The organism is Bradyrhizobium acaciae, assembly GCF_020889785.1.
In the GTDB taxonomy this organism is placed as follows: domain Bacteria; phylum Pseudomonadota; class Alphaproteobacteria; order Rhizobiales; family Xanthobacteraceae; genus Bradyrhizobium; species Bradyrhizobium acaciae.
Map to the genome: position 1 here is coordinate 12,649 of NZ_JACMYK010000037.1, position 26,584 is coordinate 39,232.

Annotated in this window: 24 protein-coding genes; 14 read left to right on the forward strand and 10 right to left on the reverse strand. The window is 64.1% G+C overall.

Going from position 1 to position 26,584, the window contains the following annotated elements; translation table 11 throughout:
* Positions 1–8: 8 nt before the first annotated feature.
* From H8A92_RS16930 to H8A92_RS16940, 3 genes are read left to right on the forward strand one after another with little or no spacing between them, the layout of a single operon-like run.
* The gene (locus H8A92_RS16930) at positions 9–701 is read left to right on the forward strand and encodes a glutathione S-transferase family protein (RefSeq protein WP_229185062.1); all 693 of its coding nucleotides are present in this window, start codon (positions 9–11) and stop codon (positions 699–701) included.
* Complete coding sequence (gene queG, locus H8A92_RS16935) at positions 650–1,837, forward strand: tRNA epoxyqueuosine(34) reductase QueG (RefSeq protein ID WP_229196842.1); 1,188 nt, start codon at positions 650–652, stop codon at positions 1,835–1,837. Before H8A92_RS16930 ends, queG begins: the two co-directional genes overlap by 52 nt.
* Positions 1,838–1,872: 35 nt before the next feature.
* Positions 1,873–2,670 (forward strand): acyl-CoA thioesterase domain-containing protein, encoded by a 798-nt coding sequence (locus tag H8A92_RS16940; protein ID WP_229196843.1) that lies wholly within the window; start codon positions 1,873–1,875, stop codon positions 2,668–2,670.
* Between the two features lie 105 nt (positions 2,671–2,775).
* On the opposite strand, the gene H8A92_RS16945 is transcribed toward H8A92_RS16940, so the two are convergent.
* Both H8A92_RS16945 and H8A92_RS16950 read right to left on the reverse strand, forming a co-directional pair.
* Positions 2,776–3,246, reverse strand: coding sequence for a nuclear transport factor 2 family protein (locus tag H8A92_RS16945; protein WP_229196844.1), 471 nt, complete (start codon positions 3,244–3,246; stop codon positions 2,776–2,778).
* A 154-nt stretch (positions 3,247–3,400) separates the two neighbouring features.
* Positions 3,401–4,234, reverse strand: coding sequence for an alpha/beta hydrolase (locus H8A92_RS16950; protein ID WP_229196845.1), 834 nt, complete (start codon positions 4,232–4,234; stop codon positions 3,401–3,403).
* A 228-nt stretch (positions 4,235–4,462) separates the two neighbouring features.
* Between H8A92_RS16950 and infC the strand changes: the two genes are divergently transcribed.
* The 3 genes from infC (at position 4,463) to rplT (ending at position 5,940) form a co-directional block, all read left to right on the forward strand.
* Positions 4,463–5,002, forward strand: coding sequence for a translation initiation factor IF-3 (gene infC / locus H8A92_RS16955; RefSeq protein ID WP_175068496.1), 540 nt, complete (start codon positions 4,463–4,465; stop codon positions 5,000–5,002).
* A 302-nt stretch (positions 5,003–5,304) separates the two neighbouring features.
* Positions 5,305–5,505: a 50S ribosomal protein L35 gene (gene rpmI / locus H8A92_RS16960; protein ID WP_008539890.1), complete on the forward strand. Its 201-nt coding sequence runs from the start codon at positions 5,305–5,307 to the stop codon at positions 5,503–5,505.
* A 75-nt stretch (positions 5,506–5,580) separates the two neighbouring features.
* The gene (rplT, locus tag H8A92_RS16965; protein ID WP_139856954.1) at positions 5,581–5,940 is read left to right on the forward strand and encodes a 50S ribosomal protein L20; all 360 of its coding nucleotides are present in this window, start codon (positions 5,581–5,583) and stop codon (positions 5,938–5,940) included.
* Positions 5,941–5,955: 15 nt separating this feature from the next.
* Here rplT and H8A92_RS16970 read toward each other — a convergent pair whose 3' ends face one another.
* Entirely contained in the window at positions 5,956–6,366 is a 411-nt protein-coding gene (locus H8A92_RS16970) for a hypothetical protein (RefSeq protein WP_229196846.1), read from the reverse strand.
* A 221-nt stretch (positions 6,367–6,587) separates the two neighbouring features.
* On the opposite strand from H8A92_RS16970, the gene pheS reads away from it, so the two are divergent.
* The 7 genes from pheS (at position 6,588) to holA (ending at position 16,727) form a co-directional block, all read left to right on the forward strand.
* Positions 6,588–7,670, forward strand: coding sequence for a phenylalanine--tRNA ligase subunit alpha (pheS, locus tag H8A92_RS16975; RefSeq protein ID WP_229196847.1), 1,083 nt, complete (start codon positions 6,588–6,590; stop codon positions 7,668–7,670).
* Positions 7,671–7,794: 124 nt separating this feature from the next.
* Entirely contained in the window at positions 7,795–10,203 is a 2,409-nt protein-coding gene (gene pheT, locus H8A92_RS16980) for a phenylalanine--tRNA ligase subunit beta (RefSeq protein ID WP_229196848.1), read from the forward strand.
* A 228-nt stretch (positions 10,204–10,431) separates the two neighbouring features.
* Entirely contained in the window at positions 10,432–11,208 is a 777-nt protein-coding gene (locus tag H8A92_RS16985) for a sulfite exporter TauE/SafE family protein (protein WP_229196849.1), read from the forward strand.
* Between the two features lie 30 nt (positions 11,209–11,238).
* Positions 11,239–12,183: an MBL fold metallo-hydrolase gene (locus H8A92_RS16990; RefSeq protein WP_229196850.1), complete on the forward strand. Its 945-nt coding sequence runs from the start codon at positions 11,239–11,241 to the stop codon at positions 12,181–12,183.
* Positions 12,184–12,512: 329 nt separating this feature from the next.
* On the forward strand, positions 12,513–15,143 hold the full coding sequence (gene leuS / locus H8A92_RS16995) for a leucine--tRNA ligase (RefSeq protein WP_229196851.1): 2,631 nt from the start codon (positions 12,513–12,515) through the stop codon (positions 15,141–15,143).
* Positions 15,130–15,687 carry an LPS assembly lipoprotein LptE gene (lptE, locus tag H8A92_RS17000; RefSeq protein ID WP_229196852.1) on the forward strand — a complete coding sequence of 186 codons (558 nt, stop codon included), beginning with the start codon at positions 15,130–15,132 and terminating at the stop codon, positions 15,685–15,687. The genes leuS and lptE overlap by 14 nt, the downstream gene beginning before the upstream one ends.
* An 8-nt stretch (positions 15,688–15,695) precedes the next feature.
* Positions 15,696–16,727: a DNA polymerase III subunit delta gene (gene holA, locus H8A92_RS17005; protein ID WP_229196853.1), complete on the forward strand. Its 1,032-nt coding sequence runs from the start codon at positions 15,696–15,698 to the stop codon at positions 16,725–16,727.
* A gap of 138 nt (positions 16,728–16,865) precedes the next feature.
* Here holA and H8A92_RS17010 read toward each other — a convergent pair whose 3' ends face one another.
* The 7 genes from H8A92_RS17010 to hemJ form a co-directional block, all read right to left on the reverse strand.
* Positions 16,866–17,756, reverse strand: a complete 891-nt coding sequence (locus tag H8A92_RS17010; RefSeq protein WP_229196854.1) for a ParB/RepB/Spo0J family partition protein — start codon at positions 17,754–17,756, stop codon at positions 16,866–16,868.
* Positions 17,757–17,897: 141 nt separating this feature from the next.
* On the reverse strand, positions 17,898–18,749 hold the full coding sequence (locus H8A92_RS17015; RefSeq protein ID WP_212019707.1) for a ParA family protein: 852 nt from the start codon (positions 18,747–18,749) through the stop codon (positions 17,898–17,900).
* Positions 18,750–18,761: 12 nt separating this feature from the next.
* Positions 18,762–19,445: a 16S rRNA (guanine(527)-N(7))-methyltransferase RsmG gene (gene rsmG / locus H8A92_RS17020; RefSeq protein WP_229196855.1), complete on the reverse strand. Its 684-nt coding sequence runs from the start codon at positions 19,443–19,445 to the stop codon at positions 18,762–18,764.
* Between the two features lie 126 nt (positions 19,446–19,571).
* Complete coding sequence (gene mnmG, locus H8A92_RS17025) at positions 19,572–21,455, reverse strand: tRNA uridine-5-carboxymethylaminomethyl(34) synthesis enzyme MnmG (RefSeq protein ID WP_229196856.1); 1,884 nt, start codon at positions 21,453–21,455, stop codon at positions 19,572–19,574.
* Positions 21,456–21,705: 250 nt separating this feature from the next.
* On the reverse strand, positions 21,706–23,031 hold the full coding sequence (gene mnmE, locus H8A92_RS17030) for a tRNA uridine-5-carboxymethylaminomethyl(34) synthesis GTPase MnmE (protein ID WP_229196857.1): 1,326 nt from the start codon (positions 23,029–23,031) through the stop codon (positions 21,706–21,708).
* A 303-nt stretch (positions 23,032–23,334) separates the two neighbouring features.
* Positions 23,335–24,600 (reverse strand): transcription termination factor Rho, encoded by a 1,266-nt coding sequence (gene rho, locus H8A92_RS17035; RefSeq protein WP_021078151.1) that lies wholly within the window; start codon positions 24,598–24,600, stop codon positions 23,335–23,337.
* Between the two features lie 254 nt (positions 24,601–24,854).
* Positions 24,855–25,277, reverse strand: a complete 423-nt coding sequence (gene hemJ, locus H8A92_RS17040) for a protoporphyrinogen oxidase HemJ (RefSeq protein ID WP_229196870.1) — start codon at positions 25,275–25,277, stop codon at positions 24,855–24,857.
* A gap of 465 nt (positions 25,278–25,742) precedes the next feature.
* On the opposite strand from hemJ, the gene H8A92_RS17045 reads away from it, so the two are divergent.
* A complete protein-coding gene (locus H8A92_RS17045; protein ID WP_050627995.1) occupies positions 25,743–26,579 on the forward strand; it encodes a pyruvate, water dikinase regulatory protein in 837 nt (278 codons plus the stop codon).
* Positions 26,580–26,584: the final 5 nt, after the last annotated feature.

Consider the following 26,584-nt stretch of genomic DNA (forward strand, 5'->3'; position numbering starts at 1 on the left):
AGGGCTTCATGTACACGCTGTATCACCATCCGTTCTGTCCGCATTCGCGCTTCATTCGCCTCGTGCTCGGCGAGTATGGCCTTGATTTGCGCCTTGTTGAGGAACGGGTCTGGGAACGGCGCGAGGCGTTTTTGGCGCTCAATCCGGCGGCAACCACGCCGGTGCTTATCGCCGAGGGCTTTCCGCCGATCCCGGCGGCCCCGATCATCGCCGAATATGTCGACGAGGCGCACGGCCTCGAGGCCGGCGAGCGGCGGCTGTTGCCGACGTCGATGGCCGAGCGCGTCGAGGTGCGCCGGCTGATGGCATGGTTCAACGAGAAGTTCTTCGAGGAAGCCTCCAACCCGCTGGTGACCGAGCGGATCTACAAGCGCTTCATGAGCGAGGACAATGGCGGCGGTCCGCCGGCGCCCGACATCATGCGCGCCGCCAAGGTCAATGTGCGCTATCATCTGAGCTACATCGGCTGGCTGGCGAAGACGCGGAACTATCTCGCCGGCGACCGCCTCACCTACGCGGATCTCGCCGCCGCGGCGCATCTCTCGGCGATCGACTATCTGGGCGACGTGCCATGGAGCGAGGACGACGCGGCAAAGGCGTGGTATGCGCGGGTGAAATCCCGCCCGTCGTTCCGCCCGCTGCTCAGCGAATGGCTGGCGGGGGTGCCGGCGTCGCGGACCTACGTGGACCTCGACTTCTGAACCAGGCGGCCAGGCTCTCTCCGTCCGATCTCAAGGCAGCGCTCGGGCGCGAGGCGCGCGCGCTCGGCTTCGATGCCATCGGCTTCACCACGCCTGATGCGACCAGCGAGGCCGGAAGATATTTCCTCGAGTTCCTCGGCTCCGGCGCCTATGGCGACATGGACTGGCTCGCAGCCAATCCGGAGCGACGCGCCGATCCGCGCGTACTGTGGGGTGGCGTGCGCTCGATCATCATGCTCGGCGTCAATTACGGGCCCGATGACAATCCGCTGAATATTCTCGCGCGTCGATCGCATGGCACGATCTCGGTCTATGCGCAGGGCGACGACTATCACGACGTGATCAAGAAGCGGCTGAAGATTCTGGCGCGCTGGCTCGCTGCTGCGACCGGCGACGAAGTGAAGGTGTTCGTCGACACCGCCGCTGTGATGGAGAAGCCGCTCGCGCAGGCTGCCGGCATCGGCTGGCAGGGCAAGCACACCAATCTGGTGTCGCGAGAGTTCGGCTCGTGGCTGTTTCTCGGCGCGATCTATTCCGCCACCGAGCTGCCATGCGACGATGGCGAAGCCGATCACTGCGGCAGCTGCAACGCCTGCCAGGACATCTGCCCGACCGCGGCATTTCCCGCGCCCTACAAGCTCGATGCGCGGCGCTGCATCTCGTATCTGACGATCGAGAACAAGGGCCCGATCCCGCACGAATTCCGCAAGGCCATCGGCAACCGCATCTATGGCTGCGACGACTGCCTCGCGGTGTGCCCGTGGAACAAGTTCGCCGAGGCGGGCCGCGAGCAGAAGCTCGCGGCGCGCGATGCGTTGCGCGCGCCTGCGCTCGCCGAGCTCGTGCGGCTCGACGATCCGGCCTTTCGCGCGCTGTTCACGAAATCGCCGGTCAAGCGCATCGGCCGCGATCGCTTCATCCGCAATGTGCTGATCGCAATCGGCAACTCCGGCGATGCGAACCTTGCCGGCGAAGCACAACGTCTGCTCGACGACGCGAGCCCGCTGGTGCGCGGCGCGGCAGTGTGGGCGCTGTCGCAACTGATGCCACGCGATGCGTTCGCGACGCTGGCATCGCGGTCCGGCGGCGAGCCCGACCTCAGCGTGCAACAGGAGTGGCGCGCGGCCGCCTCTTGATTTCATCGCGCCATTCCCGTCATGGTCGATGGGCCATGACAAACCAGCCATTTTTCACCAGACACGGCGACGGCTTCATGCCGACGGCCGTTGCGAACGGACCGTGGAGTCCGGAATCCCTGCACGGCCGCGTCGTGATCGGCCTGCTCGCCTTCGTGATCGAGGAGCGCCACGGCTCCGACGATTTCGTGCCCGCGCGGCTGACGGTCGACATGTTCCGGCTGCCCAACATCACGACGCCGATCGAGGTGACGACCAAGCTGCTGCGCGACGGCATGCGCATCAGGATGATCGAGGCCGAGTTTGTCTCCGGCGGCACCAGCATGGCGCGCGCCTCCTGCCAGTTGTTGCGCAGGACGGAAAATGCGCCGGGCAATGTGTGGTCGCCGCCGAACTGGCAGGTGCCGGCGCCGGCAGACATTCCAAAGCCGGCCGATCCGAGGCTTGGCATGAACGGCAAATGGGAAACGCGGCCGATCACAGGACACATGGGCTCGCTCGGCGAGCGAAGGCTCTGGATGAGCGAAGTCCGCGAGCTCGTCGCCGGCGTGAAGATGACGCCGTTCGTTCATGTCGCGACCGGCGCGGATTTCGCCAGCCCCTTCGCCAATGCCGGCGACCAGGGCCTCGGCTACATCAACAGCGACGTCACGATCTATCTGCACCGTCTGCCGGTGACCAACTGGATCGGCTTCGAGGTCGTCAACCATCACGCCACCGACGGCATCGCGATCGGCGAATGCTGGCTCTATGACGAGAAGGGCCCGATCGGCACCTCCACCGTGGCGGCGCTCGCCCAGCGCAAACCGATGAGCAGTCCGCCGCCGCCGTAGCTCCTCACACAGCCGTCATTGCGAGCGAAGCGAAGCAATCCATTCGTCCGCACACGCGGCGGTATGGATTGCTTCGTCGCTTACGCTCCTCGCAATGACGGCTGGTTAGTCGGCCAAATGCCGCTGCATCTCCGGCCGCGCCCTGAGCGCTGTGCCCTGCTTGCCGACGATCTTGGCGATCCGCTCCGGCGCGAAGTTCAGATCGACGAAGGCGGGCGCAGTGTTGGCGACCTCGTGATACTCCGTTATCTTGCCGTCGCGCAGCCGCATGATCGCGACGCCCTCGAACATCGCGCGGGCCCCCTTGGCTTCCGGCAAGGTCGAGCGGTAGCTGAACGTGTAGCGCGCGTAGAGCGTCGCGCCGTCGCTGACGGGATCGTGCATGACCCAGCGGAAATCGGTCGCGGTGCGGTAGAACCAGTCGTCGATCATCTCGGCGATCTTCGCATGGCCCTCAAAGGCGCCGTAGAACACGTCGTGATAGACGCCGTCCTCGACGAAGAGATCGGCAAAAGCCTTGCCGTTGCGCTGTTCGACCGCGTCGCAGAACGCGCGCAGCATCGTTGTGGTGTCCATGGCGTTTCTCCCTCGCGTGTGGCCATCCTTCGAGGCTCGCTTCGCTCGCACGTCCAGCGACAAAGGCAAAGCCTTTGCGCGAGGATGACGTCTTTATCCATAGCCGTCACCCTGAGGTGCGCGCCCTTGCGCGCCTCGAAGGGCGGCGGCGTGGTCAGATCTCCGCCACCGCGGCGATGATGCGCGCGATGTCCTGTGGCCGTGACAGCCGGTGGTCGCCGTCCTGGATCATGGTCAGCACCACGTCCTCGGCCGGCAGCCGGTGCACCAGCGCAAACGCATGCTTCCACGGCACGTCGGGATCCTGCGCGCCCTGCAGGATGCGCACCGGACAGCCGACGTCGATTTGGCTTCCGAGCAGCAGATGGTTGCGGCCTTCCTCGATCAGATTGCGGGTGATCGGATAGGGCGTGCCGTCACCGTACTCCGAAGGCCTGAGCCACATGCCATTGGTCTCGATCTCGGCGCGTATCTCCGGCGAGAAGCCCTTCCACATCAGCTCCTCGGTGAAGTCGGGCGCCGGCGCGATCAGCACGAGGCCGGCGAGCTTGCCGTTCCCGCCAGCCTTGCCGCGTTTGACGATCTCGCGCGCCAGCAGCAGCGCCATCCAGCCGCCCATCGAGGAGCCGATCACGACCTGCGGCCCGCTGCAGAACTGCGAGAACACCGCAACGCTCTCCTCGAGCCAGCGGCCGATCGTGCCGTCGGCGAATTCGCCGCCGGATTCGCCATGGCCGGAATAGTCGAACCGGACGCAGCTGCGGCCGTGCTCGGCGGCCCACGCATCGAGCGCGATCGCCTTGGTGCCGGTCATGTCGGACTTGAAGCCGCCGAGCCAGAACAGCCCCGGCGCGCCACTGCCGGGCGCACCACTCGTGCTGCCTGCGGCGCTGCCGGCCCGGGCGCGTACCGCGATCCGGCGTGCCTCACTGCCCTCGCCGACCTCGATGAAGGCGGGTTCCTGTCCGGATGCGGCGGTCTGGCTCATGGTTCGGTCACTCGTGTGTCAGATATCTGCATTTCAATCGTCGTACGGCACCGGTCAACGGCAGCCAGCCCGCCTTGCAGAGCAGGCGCACCCGCTATATGTGCCGGGCGTGGCTAAAATGCCTCGCAATTGACGGTTTTGCCGCTTAAGGGAGCGAGTTCGCTTGCCCGCCGCAGCGTCTTGCTTCAAAATATCCGCCTTCCCTTTCACAACTTTGGAGAGTTACCCATTCGCCGTCCCAATAGAGCCCCGCCCACAGTCGCAAAAGACGGGCCGCGCACCAATGATGAGATTCGCAACGCGCAGATCCAGCTGATCGATGCCGATGGTGTCAACCAGGGCACCGTCGAAACCATGGTGGCCATCAAGATGGCCATGGAAGCCGGCATGGACCTCGTCGAGATTTCGCCGAACGTCAGTCCTCCCGTCTGCAAGATCATGGACTACGGCAAATACAAATATTCCGCGCAGAAGAAGGCCGCCGAAGCTCGCAAGAAGCAGAAGGTCGTCGAGATCAAGGAGATCAAGCTCCGCCCGATGATCGACGATCACGACTATGACGTGAAGATGCGCGCGATGCAGCGCTTCTTCGAGGAAGGCGACAAGGTCAAGATCACCTTGCGCTACCGCGGTCGTGAGATGGCGCACCAGGAGATCGGCACCAAGCTGTTGGACAAGGTGAAGGCCGACGTTGCCGAGTTCGCCAAGGTCGAGCAGGACGCGAAGTTCGAAGGCCGCCAGGTCGTAATGGTGCTGGCGCCGCGCTAATTCGAATTAATTTATAGACTCGTGAACCGGCCCGTCAGATCGTCTGGCGGGCCGTTTCTTATTTGACGGCTGGGGTAGCCCGGTTCCAGCCCGGATTCCCGGCTTCGAACGTTGCAAAACCGCCGATCCTCTGTCATAAGCCGGGCCTTCGCCGCCCGGCTGATCAAGGGCTGCCGTGGCGACGTTCAGTGCAGGTTCTTTCAATTCGGAAAAAACCATAGCACTTTCAACGCTCTAACGAGCATTTTAGCCGGCCGGACGCCTCTCGGGGCGATTTTCGTGCTGTGCGACAGGAGAGCCAAATGCCCAAGTTGAAGACCAAGTCGGGCGCTAAAAAGCGCTTCAAGGTGACCGCCACTGGCAAAGTCATGCACGCTCAGCGCGGCAAGCGCCACGGCATGATCAAGCGGACGAAGAAGCAGATCCGTCAGCTCCGCGGCACCCGCGTGCTGTTCAAGACCGACGGCGACAACGTCAAGAAGTACTTCTTGCCGAACGCCTGATCGCTCCGATCCGCTTGAACCCTCGCCGCGACTGCGCGGCGCCCCGTCACCTCTTCCAGATCAAGGATTTCCGTCATGTCTCGCGTCAAACGCGGTGTGACCGCTCACGCCAAGCACAAGAAAGTCTACAAGGCCGCCAAGGGCTATTACGGCCGCCGCAAGAACACCATTCGCGTCGCCAAGCAGGCCGTCGAAAAGGCCGGCCAGTACGCCTTCCGCGACCGCAAGCGCAAGAAGCGCACCTTCCGCGCGCTCTGGATCCAGCGCATCAACGCCGCCGTCCGTCCGTTCGGCATGACCTACAGCGTGTTTATCAACGGCCTGTCCAAGTCGGGCATCGTCGTCGACCGCAAGGTGCTGTCGGATCTCGCCATCGCCGAGCCGGCTGCGTTCCAGGCGATCGCCGAGAAGGCCAAGGCTGCCCTCGCAGCCTGATCCTGGCGGGAGCTTCTAGCGGGCTTTCGGGCCCGCTTTCAGCGCCTTCTGCGAATAGCGCTGGGCGACGATCGCCCGGCAGAATGCCGTGAACGAGCGGTACATGGTGCCGGATTCATTCTGGTACTTGCGGTCGCAGGCCTGCATCTCGTGCTGGTACGCCCGCTTCGGTGCGCCCTTGAGGCCGGACAGGAAGTCCGCCTCGCATTTCTTCTCGACCACTTCGCCGAACTGGACGTCTCCGCTGGCGCCGTATTCGCACGCCTCGAAGACCTTCATCGCGCGGTTGCAGCTCGGCGCCTTCTCGAGCTCTGCGATGATGTCGTCCATCTGGGTCGATTTGGCGGGACATTCCTCGGTCGCGGCATGCGCCGTTCCGAGCATCAGCAGGACCGCCGGCACGGCCAGGCAAGATCGCAGCAACATCGCGTGGGTCTCCTTGAACTCCCCCTTGGTCCCACGCCCGCGTCACCGGGTTCAATGCCGCCGGCCGCTGGCCCCGAAATGACCGGGTTTTTGCTTGACGTTACGGCCTTCGGGCGGCGACAACCCAGCCGAATTTTCGTGCATGGTCGGCAGGGTCAGGTCCGGTTCGCTTCCCGGTTCTTCCCATCAGATCATGCGCCGCTCAAGCGCAGGAATTGACCGTGTCCGACCTCGCAACGCTCGAAAAATCCATCCTCGACCAGATCACCTCAGCCGGTGACGAAGCCGCCCTCGAGGCGGTGCGCGTCGCGGCCCTCGGCAAGAAGGGCTCGATCTCGGCCCTGCTTGCCACCCTCGGCAAGATGTCGCCGGAGGAGCGCAAGACCGAAGGCGCCAGGATCAACCTTGCCAAGGACGCGGTGACGCAGGCGCTCGCGGCCAGGCGCGACGTGCTGAAGGCGGCCGCGCTCGATGCACGCCTCGCCGCCGAGACCATCGACGTCACGCTGCCGCTACGCGAGGCGTCGGCGGAGACCGGCCGCATCCATCCGCTGAGCCAGGTGTGGGACGAGCTCACCACGATCTTCGCCGACATGGGCTTCGCGGTCGCCGAAGGTCCCGACATCGAGACCGACGACTACAATTTCACCAAGCTGAACTTCCCCGAAGGCCATCCGGCCCGCGAGATGCACGACACCTTCTTCTTCAACCCGAAGACGGACGGCTCGCGCATGCTGCTGCGGACCCACACCTCGCCGGTGCAGGTGCGGACGATGCTGAGCCAGAAGCCGCCGATCCGCGTGATCTGCCCAGGCCGCACCTATCGCATCGACTCCGATGCGACGCACACGCCGCAATTCCACCAGGTCGAGGGCCTCGTGATCGACAAGGGCTCGCATCTCGGCCACCTCAAATGGATCCTGCACGAGTTCTGCAAGGCGTTCTTCGAGGTCGACCACATCAACATGCGGTTTCGGCCGTCGTTCTTCCCGTTCACCGAGCCGTCGCTCGAGGTCGACATCCAGTGCCGCCGCGACAAGGGCGAGATTCGCTTCGGCGAGGGCGAGGACTGGATGGAGATCCTCGGCTGCGGCATGGTGCACCCAAACGTGCTGCGCGCCTGCGGCATCGATCCCGACGTCTATCAGGGTTTCGCCTGGGGCATGGGCATCGACCGCATCGCGATGCTGAAATACGGCATCGCCGATCTCCGCCAGCTGTTCGAGAACGACATCCGCTGGCTCAACCACTACGGCTTCAAGCCGCTCGACATCCCGACCATCGCGGGCGGGTTGAGCACGTGATGTCGCTGCGCGCAAACGTCATTGCGAACGCTCTCTCCATTCCCTCCCCCCCTTGCGGGGGAGGGAGCCCTGGCACCGGCGCAAGTATCACAGTAACCACCAACAAGAACCGAGGCATGCAGCCGTGAAGTTCACCCTCTCCTGGCTGAAGGAACATCTCGAGACCGACGAGCCGCTCGAGAAGCTCGCCGACAAGCTCACCATGATCGGGCTCGAGGTCGAGAACATCGAGGACAAGGCGAAGGCACTGGCGCCGTTCACTATCGCGCGCGTGATCTCGGCCGAGCAGCATCCGAATGCGGATCGTTTGCGCGTGTGCATGGTCGACACCGGCGACGGTGGCGCGCCGGTTCAGGTGGTGTGCGGCGCGCCGAATGCGCGGGCCGGGCTGATCAGCGTGTTCTCGCCGCCCGGCACCTATATTCCGGGCAAGAACATCACGCTCGGCGTCGGCACCATTCGCGGCGTCGAGAGCCGCGGCATGCTGTGCTCGGCGGCCGAGTTGCAGATCTCGGAGGACCACGACGGCATCATGGAGCTGCCGGCGGACGCGCCGCTCGGCAAGGGCTATGCCGACTGGGCCGGGCTCGGCGATCCCACCATCGAGATCAATTTGACGCCGAACCGGCAGGACTGCACCGGCGTGCACGGCATCGCGCGCGACCTGTCCGCTGCCGACATGGGCAAGTTCAAGGACCCCGGCATCAAGCCGATCAAGGGTGAATTCCCTTGCCCGGTCCAGGTGAAGGTGGAAGATGCTTCGCTGTGCCCGGGCTTCGCGCTGCGGCTGGTGCGCGGCGTGAAGAACGGCCCGTCGCCGGAATGGCTGCAGAAGCGGCTGACCTCGATCGGCCTGCGCCCGATCAACGCGCTGGTCGACATCACCAACTTCATGACCTACGACCGCGCCCGTCCGCTGCACGTGTTCGACGCCAAGAAGGTGCAGGGCAACCTCACCGTCCGCCGCGCGAAAGATGGCGAGACGCTGCTCGCGCTTGACGGCCGCACCTACACGCTCGACGGCAATGTCTGCGTGATCGCGGATGAGCACGGCGTCGAGTCGCTCGCCGGCATCATGGGCGGCGAGGCCTCGGGCTGCGACGACAACACGACCGACGTGCTGATCGAATCGGCGCTGTGGAACGAGATCAACATCGCGCAGACCGGCCGCAAGCTCGGCATCAATTCGGATGCGCGTTATCGTTTCGAGCGCGGCGTTGATCCGGCGTTCATGGTACCCGGGCTCGAGCTCGCCACCAAGCTGGTGCTGGATCTCTGCGGCGGCACCCCGTCCGAGAACGTCGTGGTCGGCAAGCAGTTCGGCGAGGATCGCGTCATCGACTTCCCGCTCACTGAGGTCAAGCGCCTTGCCGGCATCGAGGTGCCGCTGGTCGAGGTGAAGCTGATCCTGACCCGGCTCGGCTTCATGCTGGCCGGCAACGGCCCCGTCGTGAAGATCGCGATCCCGTCCTGGCGCACCGACGTGCAGGGCAAGGCCGACATCGTCGAGGAAATCGTGCGCATCGTCGGCGTCGACAAGGTGCCGATGACGCCGTTCGAGCGTGGCGAAGAGCCGCGCAAGCCGGTGCTGACGCCGATACAGCTGCGCACCCGCCGCGCCAAGCGCGCGCTCGGCACCCGCGGCATGGTGGAGGCCGTGACCTGGTCGTTCATCACCAATGACGCGGCCAAACTGTTCGGCGGCGGCCAGAGCGAGCTCGTGCTCGCCAACCCGATCGCGGCCGATCTCTCCGACATGCGGCCGAGCCTGCTGCCCGGCCTCGTCGCAGCCACCCAGGCCAACATCAACCGCGGCTATCCCGATGTCGCGCTGTTCGAGGTCGGCCAGGTGTTCCGCGGCGACAAGCCCGAGGACCAGCTCGTCGCCGCCTCCGGCGTGCGCCATGGCTACGCCTCGTCGAAGGGAATCGGACGCCATTGGACCGGTTCGGCTGTTGCAGGCGCAATGGATGCCAAGGCCGACGCCTTCGCCGTGCTGGCGGCTGCCGGCGCGCCGATGCAGGCGCTGCAGATCGTCCCCGGCGGCCCGGCCTGGCTGCATCCGGGGCGTTCCGGCACCATCCAGATCGGCCCGCAGAACGTGCTAGGCACTTTCGGCGAGCTGCATCCGCGTGCGGCCGAAGCGCTCGGTGCCGACGGCCCGATGATCGTGTTCGAGGTGATCCTCGAACGCATCCCGCAAGGCAAGCAGCGGGCGACGCGTGCCAAGCCGGTGCTGGATCTCTCCGCATTCCAGCCGGTGTCGCGCGACTTCGCCTTCATCGTCGATCGCAGCGTCAAGGCCGGCGACATCGTCCGCGCCGCGCAGAATGTCGACAAGAAGCTGATCACGGATGTGACCGTGTTCGACGTCTACGAAGGCAAGGGCATCGATCCCGACAAGAAGTCGATCGCGATCGCGGTGACGATCCAGCCGCGTGAGAAGACGATGACCGATCAGGAAATCGACGCGGTTGCGGCCAAGGTCGTCGCCGAGGTGACGAAGAAGACCGGCGGCACGCTGCGGGCGTGATGCGGGCCGCGTGTGCCGTTGCTGCGTTCCCTCTCGCTTCGGGAACGCGGGTCGGGAATGTACGCGGACCTATCACCGTCACCCTGAGGAGGCCGCGTAGCGGCCGTCTCGAAGGGTCGACGGCCGCCGGCGGGGCCGCGCATCCTTCGAGGCTCGCTCCGCTCGCACCTCAGGATGACGGGTCTGAGTTCATTTGCCTGCCAGCTAGCTGGATCACGCTATCCTCCCATGACCTCCCTCAGCCTGATCCCATCCGACATCTCGACCAGCATCGCGCTCGCGATCTGTGCGATTGCCTTCGTGTCGGGCACGGCGCGCGGCTTCTCCGGCTTCGGCTCGGCGTTGATCTTCATGCCGCTCGCGAGCAGCGTCGCCGCGCCGCGGCTGGTGGCGGCGCTGCTGCTCGTCATCGACTTCGTCGCAGCCACACCGCTGCTGCCGAACGCCTGGACTCACGCTGACCGCAAGGCCACCGCAGTGATGGTCGCCGGCGCGCTGGTCGGCGTTCCCATCGGCACCTATTTTCTGACGGTGCTCGAGCCGGTGACCACGCGCTGGATCATCTCCTGCTTCGTCGCGGCGCTGCTCGTGCTGTTGCTGTCGGGCTGGCGCTACCACGGCAAGGATCACGCCGCGCTCTCGATCGGCGTCGGCGGCCTCTCCGGGTTTTGCAGCGGTCTCGCGCAGACCGGCGGCCCGCCGATCGTCGCCTACTGGCTGGGACGCCCGATCTCGTCGGTGATCTCACGCGCCAACATCGTGCTGTTCTTCGGTGCCTCGGATTTCTTCTCTCTGGTCAGTTACTGGTTCACCGGATTGATCACGATCGAGTCGGTCAAGTTCTCGCTGATCGTCGGTCCGATTTACGGCATCGGCGTCTGGTTCGGCGCCTCGCTGTTCGGCAAGGCAAGCGAACAGGTATTTCGTGCGATCTGCTACGCGCTGATCGCCGCGGCCGTCATCGTCGGCCTACCCGCGCTTGATGGCATCTTGCGCGGCGGCTAGGGTCGCCTCAAAGAGTTCAGGGAGGAACCGATGATCGATCGCCGCAATGCTCTGAAACTGGCGCTCGGCAGCGCCGCTCTGCTCGCGGCGCCGACGGTGCGCGCGCAAGACGCAAAGCCGCGCACCCGCATCGTGTTCCTCGGCACCAAGGGCGGCCCGCGCGTCGGCATCGGCGCCTCGAACCCCGCCAATCTCCTCGTCGTCAACGACACGCCGTTCGTGATCGATTGCGGCATGGGCGTCAGCCGGCAGCTGGTCAATGCCGGTGTGCCGATCCCGTCGGTGAAGTACATCTTCATCAGCCACCACCATTCCGATCACAATCTGGAATACGGCAATCTGTTCTACAACGCCTGGGCGGCGGGTCTCTCGACGCCGATCCATTCGTTCGGCCCCAAGGGCATCGAGGCGATGACCAAGGAATATTGGGAGCTGAACAAGTTCGACGTCGAGACCCGGATCGAGGACGAAGGCCGCCCCGACCCGCGCAAATTGCTGATCGCGAAAGACATCACCGACGACGGCGTGGTGCTGAAGACGCCTGACGTCACCGTCACCGCGTTCCGCACGCCGCATCCGCCGATCGTCGACAACTTCGCCTACAAGTTCGAGACGCCGGACGGCGTGATCGTGTTCTCCAGCGACACCGCCTACAACCCGAAGCTTGCCGAGTTCGCCAAGGGCGCCGACGTGCTGGTGCATGAATGCCTCTACATTCCCGCGGTCGATCGCCTGGTCGCAAAGACCAGGAACGGCGCGACGCTGAAGAAGCATCTGCTCGACAGCCACACCTCGACCGAGGACGTCGGCCGCATCGCAGCCGCCGCCGGCGTCAAGACGCTGGTGCTGAGCCACTTCGTCCCCGGCGACGATCCGCAGGTGACCGATGACGACTGGACGCGGGACGTGAAGACGAATTTCAAGGGCCGGATCGTGGTGGCGAAGGATCTGATGGAGCTGAAGCTGCCGGTGTGACGAGGCGCCCCCGACTCGTCATTCCGGGCCTGTGCAGCGCGTCCTGGTGAAGGCCCGGACCCACTTACCCCCGCCGCTCATTGTTGCGCAGAGCTGGGACCCCGGTCCCTCTCCCGAAGCCCTGTTGTGATGGGTAGTCGCTTTTCGCCAGGACGACGGGGAGGCAACAGGCGCCGCCCCCCCTGCGACAGCGGCAGGGCGGGTGCGCGACGGGATGGGGCGTTTGGAGGCCCCAAGCCGTTGACCCCGCAGGCGCTTTTGTGGCCTAGTCCGCCGTCCCCGGATGGGACCCGAAAATCACCAAAACCACCCAGAATCCCTGCGATTTCATGACCGCTGAACGCTACAACGCCCGAGAATCCGAAATCCACTGGCAGCGCGAGTGGGACGAAAAGGCGATCTTCGCCTCCAAGAACGACGATCCGCGGCCGAAATACTACGTGCTCGAGATGTTCCCCTATCCGTCGGGGCGCATCCATATGGGGCACGTTCGAAACTATACGATGGGCGACGTGCTGGCCCGCTTCAAGCGCGCCAAGGGCTATAATGTGCTGCACCCGATGGGCTGGGACGCGTTCGGCCTGCCGGCGGAGAATGCCGCGATCGAGCGCAAGGTGGCGCCGAAGGCCTGGACCTACGACAACATCGCCGCGATGAAGAAGCAGCTCAAGTCGATCGGGCTGTCGCTCGACTGGGCACGCGAGTTCGCCACCTGCGACCCCAGCTACTACAAGCATCAGCAGAAGATGTTCCTGGACATGCTGGCCGCCGGCCTCGCCGAGCGCGAGAAGCGCAAGCTGAACTGGGATCCGGTCGACATGACCGTGCTCGCCAACGAGCAGGTGATCGACGGCCGCGGCTGGCGCTCGGGCGCCGTCGTCGAGCAGCGTGAGATGAGCCAGTGGGTCTTCAAGATCACGAAGTACTCGCAGGAGCTCTTGGAGGCGCTGGACGGTCTGGACCGCTGGCCCGACAAGGTGCGGCTGATGCAGCGCAACTGGATCGGCCGCTCCGAGGGCCTGCTGATCCGGTTCGCACTGGATCCGGCGACGACGCCGGCCGGCGAGAGCGAGCTGAAGATATTCACCACGCGGCCGGACACGCTGTTCGGCGCCAAGTTCATGGCGATCTCGGCAGACCATCCGCTGGCGCAGGCCGCCGCCGCGAAGAACCCGAAGCTTGCCGAGTTCATCGCCGACATCAAGAAGATCGGCACCGCGCAGTCGATCATCGATACCGCCGAGAAACAGGGCTTCGACACCGGCATCAAGGCGGTGCATCCGTTCGACCCGAGCTGGAAGCTGCCGGTCTATGTCGCGAACTTTGTGCTGATGGAATACGGCACCGGCGCGATCTTCGGCTGCCCGGCGCACGACCAGCGCGACCTCGACTTCGTCAACAAGTACAATCTCGGCAACACGCCGGTGGTCTGCCCCGAGGGCCAGGACCCGAAGACGTTCGTGATCACCGATGTCGCCTATGACGGTGACGGCCGCATGATCAATTCGCGCTTCCTCGACGGCATGACGATCGAAGCAGCAAAGGAAGAGATCGCAAAGCGGCTGGAAAGCGAGCTGCACGGCAACGCGCCGGTCGGCGAGCGGCAGGTGAATTTCCGCCTGCGCGACTGGGGCATTTCGCGGCAGCGCTATTGGGGCTGCCCGATCCCGGTGATCCACTGCCCGACCTGCGACGTGGTGCCGGTGCCCGACGACCAGCTGCCGGTGACGCTGCCGGAGGATGTCTCTTTCGACAGACCGGGCAATGCGCTCGACCATCATCCGACCTGGAAGCACGTCACTTGCCCGAAGTGCGGCGGCAAGGCCGTGCGCGAGACCGACACGATGGACACCTTCGTGGACTCGTCCTGGTACTTCGCGCGCTTCACCGATCCCTGGAACAAGGATGCGCCGACCACGCCTGATGTCGCCAACCGGATGATGCCGGTCGACCAGTATATCGGCGGCGTCGAGCACGCGATCCTGCATCTGCTGTACAGCCGCTTCTTCACCCGCGCGATGAAGGCGACCGGCCACATCGACATGTCGGAGCCGTTCGCCGGCATGTTCACCCAGGGCATGGTGGTGCACGAGACCTACCAGAAGGCCGACGGGGCCTGGGTCACGCCGGCCGAGGTGAGGATCGAGGTTGATGGCAACGGCCGCCGCGCGGTGCTGCTGGCGACCGGCGAGGACGTCGCGATCGGCTCGATCGAGAAGATGTCGAAGTCGAAGAAGAACACCGTCGACCCCGACGACATTATCGCAAGCTACGGCGCCGACGTGGCGCGCTGGTTCATGCTCTCGGATTCGCCCCCGGATCGCGACGTGATCTGGAGCGAGGAGGGTGTTCGAGGGGCAAAGCGCTTCGTTGAGCGCGTCTGGCGGATTGTTCAGACTTTCGTTCAAACGAGAGGGCAGCCTATCTATACCGAGAAATCGGGCTTGACCGATTCCGAGCAGGCTCTCGCGCTTCGGCGAATTACACACAAGCGGCTCGCGCGGATTACCGAAGACATTGAACGGCTGAGTTTCAACACAGCAGTTGCACAAATCTATGATTTTGTTGGCGTACTTCGGACCGTGGTTGACCCGGAGAAGGTCGCCGGACCACTGTCGTTTGCTGCGGTGAATGAGGCGGTCATTGTTCTGGTCAAGATTATCTCACCGATGATGCCGCACTTGGCCGAGGAGTGCTGGAACGCGCTTGGACAACCGGGGCTGGTTTCCGAGGCCGATTGGCCGCAAATCGAACGCGATTTGCTGGTCGAAGACAGCGTGACCCTGGTCGTCCAGGTCAACGGTAAAAAACGAGGTGATGTTACCGTGCCACGGGCGGCGCAAAATGCGGATATAGAGGCTGCCGTTTTGGCGCTCGATGCGGTAAAAGCCGCCTTGGGCGGCAAACCCGTCCGCAAGGTGATCGTGGTGCCCATGAGGATCGTCAATGTTGTCGGCTAGGATCAGGATCGCCGCCCGGCTCGTCGCCGTGGCCGCCTTGGCCGCGCTGACGGCCGGCTGCTTCCAGCCGATGTACGCCGAGCGCACCCTCGACGGTCAGTCGTCTGCCCTGCGCGAAAAGCTGATGGGCGTCGAGGTTCCGCCGGTCGACAAGCCGAACGCCTCCCGCGAGGCCCGGGTCGGCGTCGAGGTCCGCAACGCCCTCGCCTTCAAGCTCTACGGCACCGCCACCGGCGTGGCGCCGACGCACCGGCTGGTGCTGCGCTTCACCACCAGTCGCTCCTCGTTGATGATCGACCCGACCACGGCGCTGCCGACCAGTGAGAATTACGGCATCGACGCCCAGTTCAACCTGGTCGAGATCGCCACGAACAAGTCGGTCATGACCGGCACGACGTTCTCGCGCGTGTCCTATGACATGCCCGGCTCCTACCAGCGCTTCGCCCGTGCCCGCGCCTTCCGTGACGCCGAGGACCGCGCCGCGCAGGAGATCGCCGACAACATCCAGACCCGGCTCGCCTCCTTCTTCTCCGCCGGAACCTGATCGCCACATTGGTCGCGCTTCGCGGAAAAGAGATCGACAGCTTCCTCGCCCGACCTGACGCCGGCCGCCCGATCATCCTGCTTTACGGCCCGGACTTAGGGCTCGTGCGCGAGCGCGCCGACGCGCTGATGGCGTCCGCGGTCGACGATCCCAACGATCCGTTTTCACTGGTGCGGCTCGATGGCGACGAGCTCGCCGCCGAGCCGTCACGGCTGGTCGACGAAGCCATGACGGTGCCGCTGTTCGGCGGCCGCCGCGCCATCCGCGTCCGCGCCGGCTCGCGCAACTTCTCGAGCGGCGTCGAGACGCTGACCGAGACCACCGCGCTCAGGGATTGCCGCATCGTGATCGAGGCCGGCGAGCTGCGGCCGGAATCGCCGCTGCGCAAGATCTGCGAGCGGGCCAAGAACGCGGTCGCGATCGGCTGCTATCCCGACACCGAACGCGATCTGACCAAGCTGATCGAGGACGAGCTGCGGGTGTCCAACCTGCGGCTCGCCGGCGACGCGCGTGCGGTGCTGATGTCGCTGCTCGGCGGCGACCGCATGGCCTCGCGCAACGAGCTGCGCAAGCTTGCGCTGTTCGCGCACGGCAAGGGCGAGATCACGCTCGACGACGTGATGACCGTGGTCTCCGACGCTTCCGAGCTGAAGCTCGATCCGATCGTCGACGGCGCCTTCGCCGGCAACGCCGCACTGGTCGAGAGCGAGTTCACCAAAGCAATGGTCGCCGGTACCTATCCCGGCGTGATCATCTCTGCGGCACAGCGCCAGGCGGCGTGGCTGCACAAATCGGCGCTCGCGATCGCGGACGGCGCGCCGGCATCGGCGGTGCTCGAAGGCGGATTCCCGCGGCTGCATTTCTCGCGCAAGCCCGCAGTCGAGATCGCGCTACGCAATTTCACGCCGCCGCGACTGGTGAACGTGATCGATCAGCTCGCCACCGCAGCGCTCGACATGCGCAAGCAGGCCTCGCTTGCCGCCGTGATCGCGCAGCGCGCGCTGCTCTCGATCGCTGCGAACGCGAAGCGGCGGGGGTAATCGAGGCGCCGTCATAGCAAGCGAAGCAATCCATTGCTCCGCACGCGGCGAAATTTGGATTGCTTCGTCGCTTCAGCGCAAAATTGCTTTGCAATTTTATCGTGAGGTCCTCGCAATGACGGAAAGTGCGCTACGCGGCTAACCGCCCTCGAGCCGCCGCACCACCTCGTCGAGCTGCTCGAGATTGCGGTAGTTGATCTGGACGGTGCCACCGGGATCGCGATGGCTGACGGTGACGGCGAGGCCGAGCGCGTCGCTGACGCGCTTCTCCAGCGCCAGCGTATCGGCGTCCTTGTCGATCTTTGGCGCGCTGCCACCGCGCGCCTTTTGCGGCTTGCGCTCCGGCACGCCCTCCTCATGCGCCAGCGCCTCGGCCTGGCGGACGTTGAGGCCCTCGGCGACGATGCGCTTTGCAGCGGCGAGCGGATCCGGCACGCCGATCAGCGCGCGGGCGTGGCCGGCGGAGAGATCGCCTTTCGAGATCAGCGCCTGCACCTCGGCGGGCAGCTTGGTCAGCCGCATCATGTTGGCGACATGGCTGCGGCTCTTGCCGACGATCTTGGCGATGTCTTCCTGGCTGCGTTTGAACTCGTCGGCGAGCGAATGATAGCCCAGCGACTCTTCCATCGCGTTGAGGTCTTCGCGCTGGACGTTCTCGATGATCATGATCTCGAGCGCGTCGGAATCAGAGACCTCGACCGGCACGATCGGCACTTCGTGCAGGCCGGCGAGTTGCGAGGCGCGCCAGCGCCGCTCGCCGGCGATGATCTCGTAGCGGTCCTGTGCGCCCTTGATTGCGCGCACCACGATCGGCTGGATCACGCCGCGCGCCTTGATCGAATCGGCGAGCTCGCCGAGCTCGCCATCGGCGAAGCTGCGCCGCGGATTGCGCGGGTTGGGCTTGAGGAACTCGATCGGCACCTTGCGCTGGTTACGCGGCCGCTCGACATGCGCGGCCGCCTCGCCGCCGACATCTCCGATCAGGCTTGCCAGCCCGCGCCCCAGTCGCGAACGCGCTTCATCGGCCATTGTTGCGAGCTCCCTTGGATTCACGCGCAGTACTCCAGAAATCGTATCTTGAATTGTCGGGTGGGCAACGCGAGGCGGACCCACCGGGTGGCGCGAAGGGTGGTGGATTCGGCGCAGCTGCCATCGTCCACCCCATCCTCGTCAATGCGCGCGCAGCTCGCGCTCGCGCTGGATCACTTCGGTGGCGAGCTTGAGATACGCATCGCTGCCGGCGCATTTGAGATCGTAGACCAGCACGGGCTTGCCGTAGGACGGCGCTTCCGAGATGCGCACGTTGCGCGGGATCATGGTGTCGTAGACCTTGTTGCCCATGAACTGGCGCACGTCGGCAACCACCTGGTTGGAGAGGTTGTTGCGCGAGTCGAACATCGTCAGCACGATGCCGTGGATCGACAGCGTCGGATTGAGCGTGGAGCGCACCTGCTCCACGGTCTGTAGCAATTGCGACAGACCTTCGAGCGCGAAGAACTCGCATTGCAGCGGCACCAGGATCGCATCCGACGCGGCCATCGCATTCACGGTGAGCAAATTGAGCGAGGGCGGGCAGTCGATCAGCACATAGGTGTAGTCGGCTTCCGGCGAGACGTTGTTGTTCAATCCGGCGATCGCATCGCGCAGCCGGAAGGCGCGGCCCGGCGTGGTGCCGAGCTCGAGCTCGAGGCCGGAGAGGTCCATGGTGGAGGCGGCGATATGCAGCCGCGGCACCGCGGTCGCGACCACGGCATCGCGCAACGGCGCTTCGCCGATCAGCACGTCGTAGGTCGAGCAGCTGCGGTTGCGGCGATCAATGCCGAGGCCGGTCGAGGCGTTGCCCTGCGGATCGAGATCGACGATCAGGACACGCTCGCCAATCGCAGCGAGCGCGGTACCCAGATTGATCGCTGTGGTTGTCTTGCCGACGCCGCCCTTCTGGTTGGCGAGCGACAGGATGCGCGGCTGCCCGGGCGGCTGCGACGTCCTATCTTCTTGATAAACCTCGTCCATCACGGTCATACCAAAATACCATTACTCTCGCGGACTCCCCTGGCGCCGCTCGATTGACCCGAGTTCGACGATCCAGCCCTGTCCGCCGGTCCTGCTGGAGTGCAGCTTTGGCTCAATATTCCAATATTTAGTGGCCTCGGTCAATTCGGCCTCTACATCTTGCCCCTTCAAAAACAGCGCCTTGGCGCCCTTTTTGACCCACGGCTCCGCAAAGCCGATCAGTTGATGTAACGGAGCCAGCGCTCGCGCGGTGACGCAATCGATGGGACCCGCGATTCTATCCACAGTATCCCCGATATCAGCCAGATGCACCGTCCCCGGAGACGCCGTCACGCGAATCGCCTCACGCAGGAATGCGGCCTTCTTGGCTATTCGCTCAACCAGATGGACCCGTGCGTCGGGTGTTTCGGTCAAGACACAGGCGAGCACGACGCCGGGAAAGCCGCCACCGCTGCCGAGATCGACCCAGGACTTTGCCGTCGGTGCGAGGCTCAGGAGCTGCAACGAATCGGAGACGTGACGAGTCCAGAGATTCGGCAGCGTGGAGGGCGCGACGAGATTGGTCTTGGCCTGCCATTCCAGGAGGAGGTCGATATAGCGATCGAGCCGCGCCTCTGTTTCACGTGAAACAGGCGTCAGCGCGAGCGCCGCCGCCTTGTCCTTGGCGGAGACGCTGAGTTCGGCGGATTGCGGAGCTGGAGCCATTCTGGGAGCAGGGCCGTGTCTGACGATGGGAAATCGATCGTAGCTGAGTCTGGCAGACGATGGCGTCGCCGATCGCTTCCGCCTCACGAAAGATAGGCGCTCAGCCCGCCCGTTTCACGTGAAACGTTAGGCGGTCGCCTTGACCGACTTCCTTCGCGCCTCACGCCGAAGATAGGCGGCCAGGATGCCCAGCGCCGCCGGCGTCATGCCATCGATCCGGCCCGCCTGCCCGACCGTCCGCGGCTGCGCCTTCTGCAACTTGGCGCGCGCTTCGTTGGAGAGACCAGGCACGTCGGCATAGTCGACATCGGTCAGGACCAGCCCCTCGTCGCGCCGGAAGGCGTCGACGTCGGCGGTCTGGCGCTTCAGATAGACGTCGTATTTGGCATCGATCTCGAGATGCACCGCGATTGCCGGGTCAATGGCCGACAGCTCCGGCCAGATTGCCTGGACTGCAGGCCACTCGATCTCCGGGTAAGCCAGCAGCTCGAAGGCGGATCGGCGATGACCGTCGCGATTGAGCGCTAGCCCATGCTTGGCGGCCTCATTCGGCGTGATCGCGAGCGACTTCGCGAGCCGCTTGGCGGCCGCCAGCGCAGCCATCTTGGTGCGGTGACGCTCCGCGCGCGCTGTTCCGACGCATCCGAGCGCGATGCCCTTGTCGGTCAGCCGCTGGTCGGCGTTGTCGGCGCGCAGCGTCAGCCGGTATTCGGCCCGGGAAGTGAACATGCGATAGGGTTCGGTTATTCCGCGGGTCACGAGGTCATCGATCATCACCCCGAGGTAGCCGTCAGCGCGGTCGAACACGATCGGGTCTGCACCACCGGCAGCCAAAGCGGCATTGAGCCCGGCGACAATGCCCTGCCCCGCGGCCTCTTCATAGCCCGTGGTGCCGTTGATCTGACCGGCCAGGAAAAGCCCGGGCAGACGCTTGGTCTCCAGGGTCGGAGCGAGCTCCCGCGGATCGACATGGTCGTATTCGATCGCGTAGCCCGGGCGGACCATCTTCACGCGCTCCAGGCCAGGGATGCTGGCGAGGATTGCGAGCTGGACCTCCTCAGGCAACGAGGTCGAGATACCGTTCGGATAGACCGTGGTGTCGTCGAGCCCTTCCGGCTCCAGGAAGATCTGGTGGCCGTCGCGATCACCAAAGCGGACGATCTTGTCCTCGATCGAGGGGCAATACCGCGGTCCGGAGCTCTTGATCTGGCCGGAATACATCGGCGAGCGATGCACATTGGCCCGGATCACCTCATGGGTCGCCGGCGTGGTCCGGGTGATGCCGCATTGGATCTGTGCGGTCGTGATCCGGTCCGTCATGACCGAAAACGGCTCCGGTGGATCGTCCCCGGGCTGCATCTCGACCGCGGACCAGTCGATCGTGGTGCCGTCGAGGCGTGGCGGCGTCCCGGTTTTGAGCCGGCCGAGCACAAAATCGGCCCGCTCGAACGAGGCAGACAGGCCCATCGCCGGCGCCTCGCCGGCCCGGCCCGCCGGCCAGTTCTTCTCTCCGAGATGGATCAGACCGCGCAGGAAGGTGCCAGTCGTGATGACAACCGCACCCGCTGAAAGCTCTCGGCCATCGCCCAGGCGAATGCCGGTGACGCGGCCGTCGACGACGATCAGTTCGTCCGCCTCGTGCTCGATGACGCTGAGATTTGCGGTCTCGGTGATCGCCGCCTGCATCGCTGCGGCATAGAGCTTGCGGTCGGCCTGGGCCCGGGGTCCGCGGACTGCCGGACCTTTCCGGCGGTTGAGCATGCGGAACTGGATGCCGCCGGCATCGGCGACCCGGCCCATCAGACCATCGAGAGCGTCGACTTCGCGAACCAGATGACCCTTGCCGAGCCCGCCGATCGCGGGATTGCAGGACATCGCTCCGATGGTTGCGAAGCGATGGGTCACCAGGGCGGTCTTTGCGCCCATCCGGGCAGCGGCGCTCGCGGCCTCGCAGCCGGCATGGCCGCCGCCAATGACGATGACGTCAAACGAGTCTGCCCTGAAAGTCATGCGGGACTTCTATCGTGGAGTAGTGAAAGCCGGAAGAACGAAATTGGGATCGCCGGTCTGAGACCCGAGATATGGATGACTTTGGCCTTCGCCTAGGCTTAGGCGGGCAAGGTCCTGGATCGCAATGATGAGACGAAGGCGTTTCACGTGAAACAGGTCGGCCGCGCCGCGCCAATTGTTTCACGTGAAACGGGAGGGCCGCCCTTAACCAGATCGAAACCATGTTTCACGTGAAACAGCCGGCTACTTTCTACTTCCCGACACAGAATTCGCGGAAAATGACGTCGAGAATGTCCTCGACATCCACCCGACCAAGCAGTCGACCCAGCGAAGTGGCCGCGCTGCGAAGTTCCTCCGCCGCGAGCTCCTCGCCCTGCCCGACCACATCGATGCTGCGCTGGAGAGATCCGACGGTCTCCTCGAGCAGCCCACGCTGCCGGGCCCGGCTGATCAAACCGCCTTCGCTCGTCGCAAAATAGTCGTGAGCGAAGCCGACCAATGCAGCGATGAGTTCTGAGAGGCCATCGCCGCGGGCGGCTGAGATCCGGAATTCGGGATGACGCCCGCCCTCGCCCCGCGGCGCCCTGACGAGATCGATCTTGTTACGCACCAGCCAGGTCGGCGTCGGGCCGCCATGGCCCGCCTTCGCATCGCCGTTATCGGCCAGCCAAAGCACGAGATCGGCTTCGGCGGCGCGGGCGCGGGCACGGCGGACACCCTCTTGCTCCACCGGGTCGCTGGTCTCGCGGATCCCGGCGGTGTCGATGACCGTGACGGGATAGCCGTCGAGATCGAGCTGGACCTCGATCACGTCACGGGTCGTGCCGGCATGCGGCGAGACGATCGCAACCTCGCGCTTCGCAAGCTGATTGATCAGGGTTGATTTACCGACATTCGGCGGACCCGCGATCGCGACCACCAGGCCGTCGCGCAGCCGTTCACTTTGCCCCTGCCCCGCCAGCACTTGCTTGATCTCGTTATGCAGCGCCCGGATCCGTTCCAGCGCCGGCGCGATCAGCTCCGCCGGCACATCGCCCTCGTCGGAAAAATCGATGCCCGCCTCGATCAGCGCCGACGCCGCGATGATCCGCTCGCGCCAGTCGCGCGCCCGATCGCCGAGCAATCCTTTCAGCTGGCGCAGCGCCTGGCGCCGCTGGCGATCGGTATCGGCGTGGATCAGATCGTCGAGGCCCTCGGCCTCGGTCAGGTCGAGCTTGCCGTTCTCGAATGCCCGCCGCGTGAACTCGCCGGGCTCGGCCGGCCGCACATTCTCGAACTTGGCGATGGCATCGAACATCGCCGACAGCACCGCGCGCCCGCCATGGACGTGAAATTCGGCGACGTCCTCGCCCGTCGCGCTCGCCGGGCCCGGGAACCACAGCACGACCGCATCGTCGATCGGTTGACGGTTCGAATCCTGGAGCAGCGTCCGGGTCGCCATCCGCGGAGCCGGCGTCTTGCCTGTCAGGCCCGCAATGACCGACTCGGCCATTGGGCCAGACAGCCTGACAATGGCGATCGCGCTCGGTGGTCGGCCCGAGGACAATGCGAAGATGGTCTGCTCGCGCGGATGCATCGCCTATTTCTTCCCAAGCAAATTGGCAAAGGCAATGCCGCTTCCATCTCGTATGCAATACTGTGGTATGTTGCATCGCAACATACTCGAATTTAGTTGCGTCAACCGTGCAGCAATTTGCGCGGTTTCGCCAGCCTGCGGCATAAGTCTAAGGCACAAGTATAAATTATATCAGCCGGTTAAATGAATATGGCGGAGGCCCATCCATGCTGCACTTTGCTGCAGCAAATCCGCAGCATGAAAAAAGGCGCCCCGTTTGTGCGGAGCGCCCTATCCTTTTCGGCCTCACTATTCCCCGCGGCCTCAGGTGTTCATGGAATCGAAGAATTCCGAATTGCTCTTCGTGTTCCGGAGCTTGTCGAGCAGGAAGTCGATCGCGTCCATGGTGCCCATCGGATTGAGGATGCGGCGCAGGACGTACATCTTCTTGAGCACCTGCGGATCGGTGATGAGCTCCTCCTTGCGGGTGCCGGAGCGGGCAATGTCGATCGCCGGGAAGGTCCGCTTGTCCGAGACCTTGCGGTCGAGAATCAGTTCGGAGTTGCCGGTGCCCTTGAACTCTTCGAAAATGACTTCGTCCATGCGGCTGCCGGTATCGACCAGCGCTGTCGCGATGATGGTCAGCGAACCGCCCTCCTCGATATTGCGCGCGGCGCCGAAGAAGCGCTTCGGACGCTGCAATGCGTTGGCGTCGACACCGCCGGTCAGCACCTTGCCGGATGACGGCACGACGGTGTTGTAGGCGCGGCCGAGGCGGGTGATCGAATCGAGCAGGATCACGACGTCGCGGCCGTGCTCGACAAGGCGCTTGGCCTTCTCGATCACCATCTCGGCGACCTGGACGTGACGCACCGCGGGTTCGTCGAAGGTCGAAGACACCACCTCGCCCTTCACCGAACGCTGCATGTCGGTGACTTCTTCCGGACGCTCGTCGATCAGAAGCACGATCAGATAGCAGTCAGGATGATTGGCGGTGATCGAATGCGCAATGTTCTGCATCAGCACCGTCTTGCCGGTGCGCGGCGGCGCCACGATCAGCGCGCGCTGGCCCTTGCCGATCGGCGCGACGATGTCGATCACGCGGGCAGAGAGGTCTTTCTTGGTGGAATCCTCAAGCTCCATGCGGAAACGCTGATTCGGAAACAGCGGCGTGAGGTTGTCGAAATTGACCTTGTGCTTCGACTTTTCCGGGTCTTCGAAATTGAGCGTGTTGACCTTCAGCAGCGCGAAATAGCGTTCGCCTTCCTTCGGGCTGCGGATGTGGCCTTCAATTGTGTCGCCGGTACGCAGGCCGAAGCGGCGGATCTGCGACGGTGAAACGTAGATGTCATCGGGGCCGGGCAGGTAGTTCGCATCGGGCGAACGAAGGAAGCCGAAGCCGTCGGACAGCACCTCGACAACGCCTTCACCGATAATGTCGGTCTCGGCGATCGCGAGCTGCTTGAGAATTGCGAACATCAGCTCCTGCTTGCGCATGGTGCTGGCATTCTCGACCCCATTCTCTTCCGCAAACGAGACGAGCTCGGCCGGCGTTTTCGATTTGAGGTCCTGGAGTTTGATTTCCCGCATTGGGGTAGTCCTGTGAGGAAGTAAGTAGGGAAGAGGGGTGCGAGGTGGCTTTGGAAAAAGCGGACGCCAAAGGAAGGTCCGCAGGTCTCAGCCAGGAAAGTGCCGTTTGGGCTTTCAAACCTGATGCGGCGCCGGTCCGAAAAGAACCGGAACGCGACCACATCCGCCTGCGTGGGGTGGGATAAAACCTATATAGAAAATCGATCCGTCCTTCGCAAGAAGGACTGAAGCATGCTTTCTGGGCATCGCGATGTCTAGAACGGCTTCACGACGACCATGATCACGATCAGGATCATCAATAGCGTCGGCATCTCGTTGATAATACGGTAGAATTTTTTGGTTCTCTGATTCCGGTCAGCGGCGAAATCCTTCACGCAGCTGGACAAAAATCCGTGGATACCCGACATGATGAGCACCAACGTAAATTTGACGTGAAACCAGCCGGAAAGGTACCAGTGCCCGGCCCAGGCCAAATAAAGTCCGGCGAGCCAGGTCACGATCATCGCGGGGTTGATGATCGCCTTCAAAAGCCGCCGTTCCATGACCTTGAAGGTCTCGGACTGCTTCGAGCCGGCTTCCGCCTCGCAGTGATAGACGAACAATCGCGGCAGGTAGAGCATACCCGCCATCCAGGAGATGACGGCAACGACGTGCAGCGCCTTGATCCAGTCATACAACATCGCAGCGATGCCTTTCAGGGAATAGCTCGGCAGGGAACAGCCCGGACGGCCTCAGCGTTGCGAGCGAAAGCTTCGCAAGCGAGGGACGGATACATATCCGCACACACGGCTCTCCTAAACCTAATTAATTTTAGAATCTAAGGTTTGAGTCTTAGTGGCGGTGAATTTGACTCATGCAATGCGATCCAACGGTTCGCACGGTCTTGTTCACATCCCTCAACATGCCGGCGGGCGAGGGGGGTGATCCGGAATCTGCCGCTCGGGTCAATTGGTTGCACGGCTCTGTGGTCAGCTTATGAAGAGACAAATCCACACCGCTTCACTATCATCCTGCCTATGCCGTCGACTTATCCTTTCGCGGGGTGCTGTGAAGAAAGGGATGGGTTATTCACGGGCCGGGCGGCGGACCCGGATTCTCCTCCCCGACCTCCACAGGGATTCACAGGATAGACAGGGGTTCTGGTGCCGACGACTTCCAATTATTTCCACCTGCATCTGGTGTCGGACTCGACCGGCGAGACGCTGATCACCGTGGCGCGCGCGGTCGCCGCGCAATACGCCAACGTGACCGCGGTTGAGCATGTCTATCCCCTGGTGCGCAGCCAGAAGCAGCTCGATCGCGTGCTCGACGAGATCGAGGAATCGCCCGGCATTGTGCTGTTCACGCTGCTTGAGAAGGATCTGGTCGGCCGGCTCGAAGGCAAGTGCAAGGAAATCAACGTTCCGAGCCTGTCGATCATCGGCCCGGTGATGCAATTGTTCGAGGCGTATCTGGGTGCCGCGACCACCGGCCGCGTCGGCGCGCAGCACGTGCTGAACGCAGAATATTTCAGCCGGATCGACGCGCTCAATTACACGATGATCCATGACGACGGTCAGCATGTCGAAGGCCTCGAGGAGGCCGATGTCGTTCTGGTGGGCGTGTCGCGCACCTCGAAGACGCCGACCTCGATCTATCTCGCCAACCGCGGTATCCGTACCGCGAACGTACCGCTGGTGCCGGGCATTCCCTTGCCGCACCAGCTCGAGACCTTGAAGAAGCCGCTGGTGGTCAGCCTGCATGCGACGCCGGAGCGGTTGATCCAGGTCCGGCAGAATCGCCTGCTCACCATGGGCGACCGCGACAACGACACCTACATCGACAAGCAGGCGGTGGCAGACGAGGTCGCGTTTGCCCGGCGCCTGAGCGCGAAATTCAACTGGGCCTTGCTCGACGTGACGCGGCGCTCGATCGAGGAGACGGCGGCTGCGATCATGAAGCTCTACAATGACCGCCAGCGTGCCCGGCCGTCGGAATGATCGTC

What these genes read in the sequence shown, in the direction of transcription:
- H8A92_RS16930 (WP_229185062.1), top strand. Translation starts at nt 9, where the DNA reads ATGTACACGCTGTATCACCATCCGTTCTGTCCGCATTCGCGCTTCATT.
- H8A92_RS16990 (WP_229196850.1), top strand. Translation starts at nt 11,239, where the DNA reads ATGATCGATCGCCGCAATGCTCTGAAACTGGCGCTCGGCAGCGCCGCT.
- queG (WP_229196842.1), top strand. Translation starts at nt 650, where the DNA reads ATGGCTGGCGGGGGTGCCGGCGTCGCGGACCTACGTGGACCTCGACTT.
- H8A92_RS17010 (WP_229196854.1), bottom strand. Translation starts at nt 17,756, where the DNA reads ATGGCCGATGAAGCGCGTTCGCGACTGGGGCGCGGGCTGGCAAGCCTG.
- leuS (WP_229196851.1), top strand. Translation starts at nt 12,513, where the DNA reads ATGACCGCTGAACGCTACAACGCCCGAGAATCCGAAATCCACTGGCAG.
- mnmG (WP_229196856.1), bottom strand. Translation starts at nt 21,455, where the DNA reads ATGACTTTCAGGGCAGACTCGTTTGACGTCATCGTCATTGGCGGCGGC.
- H8A92_RS16970 (WP_229196846.1), bottom strand. Translation starts at nt 6,366, where the DNA reads ATGTTGCTGCGATCTTGCCTGGCCGTGCCGGCGGTCCTGCTGATGCTC.
- H8A92_RS17015 (WP_212019707.1), bottom strand. Translation starts at nt 18,749, where the DNA reads ATGACCGTGATGGACGAGGTTTATCAAGAAGATAGGACGTCGCAGCCG.
- H8A92_RS16940 (WP_229196843.1), top strand. Translation starts at nt 1,873, where the DNA reads ATGACAAACCAGCCATTTTTCACCAGACACGGCGACGGCTTCATGCCG.
- H8A92_RS16985 (WP_229196849.1), top strand. Translation starts at nt 10,432, where the DNA reads ATGACCTCCCTCAGCCTGATCCCATCCGACATCTCGACCAGCATCGCG.
- lptE (WP_229196852.1), top strand. Translation starts at nt 15,130, where the DNA reads ATGTTGTCGGCTAGGATCAGGATCGCCGCCCGGCTCGTCGCCGTGGCC.
- rpmI (WP_008539890.1), top strand. Translation starts at nt 5,305, where the DNA reads ATGCCCAAGTTGAAGACCAAGTCGGGCGCTAAAAAGCGCTTCAAGGTG.
- rho (WP_021078151.1), bottom strand. Translation starts at nt 24,600, where the DNA reads ATGCGGGAAATCAAACTCCAGGACCTCAAATCGAAAACGCCGGCCGAG.
- rplT (WP_139856954.1), top strand. Translation starts at nt 5,581, where the DNA reads ATGTCTCGCGTCAAACGCGGTGTGACCGCTCACGCCAAGCACAAGAAA.
- rsmG (WP_229196855.1), bottom strand. Translation starts at nt 19,445, where the DNA reads ATGGCTCCAGCTCCGCAATCCGCCGAACTCAGCGTCTCCGCCAAGGAC.
- H8A92_RS16945 (WP_229196844.1), bottom strand. Translation starts at nt 3,246, where the DNA reads ATGGACACCACAACGATGCTGCGCGCGTTCTGCGACGCGGTCGAACAG.
- H8A92_RS16950 (WP_229196845.1), bottom strand. Translation starts at nt 4,234, where the DNA reads ATGAGCCAGACCGCCGCATCCGGACAGGAACCCGCCTTCATCGAGGTC.
- mnmE (WP_229196857.1), bottom strand. Translation starts at nt 23,031, where the DNA reads ATGCATCCGCGCGAGCAGACCATCTTCGCATTGTCCTCGGGCCGACCA.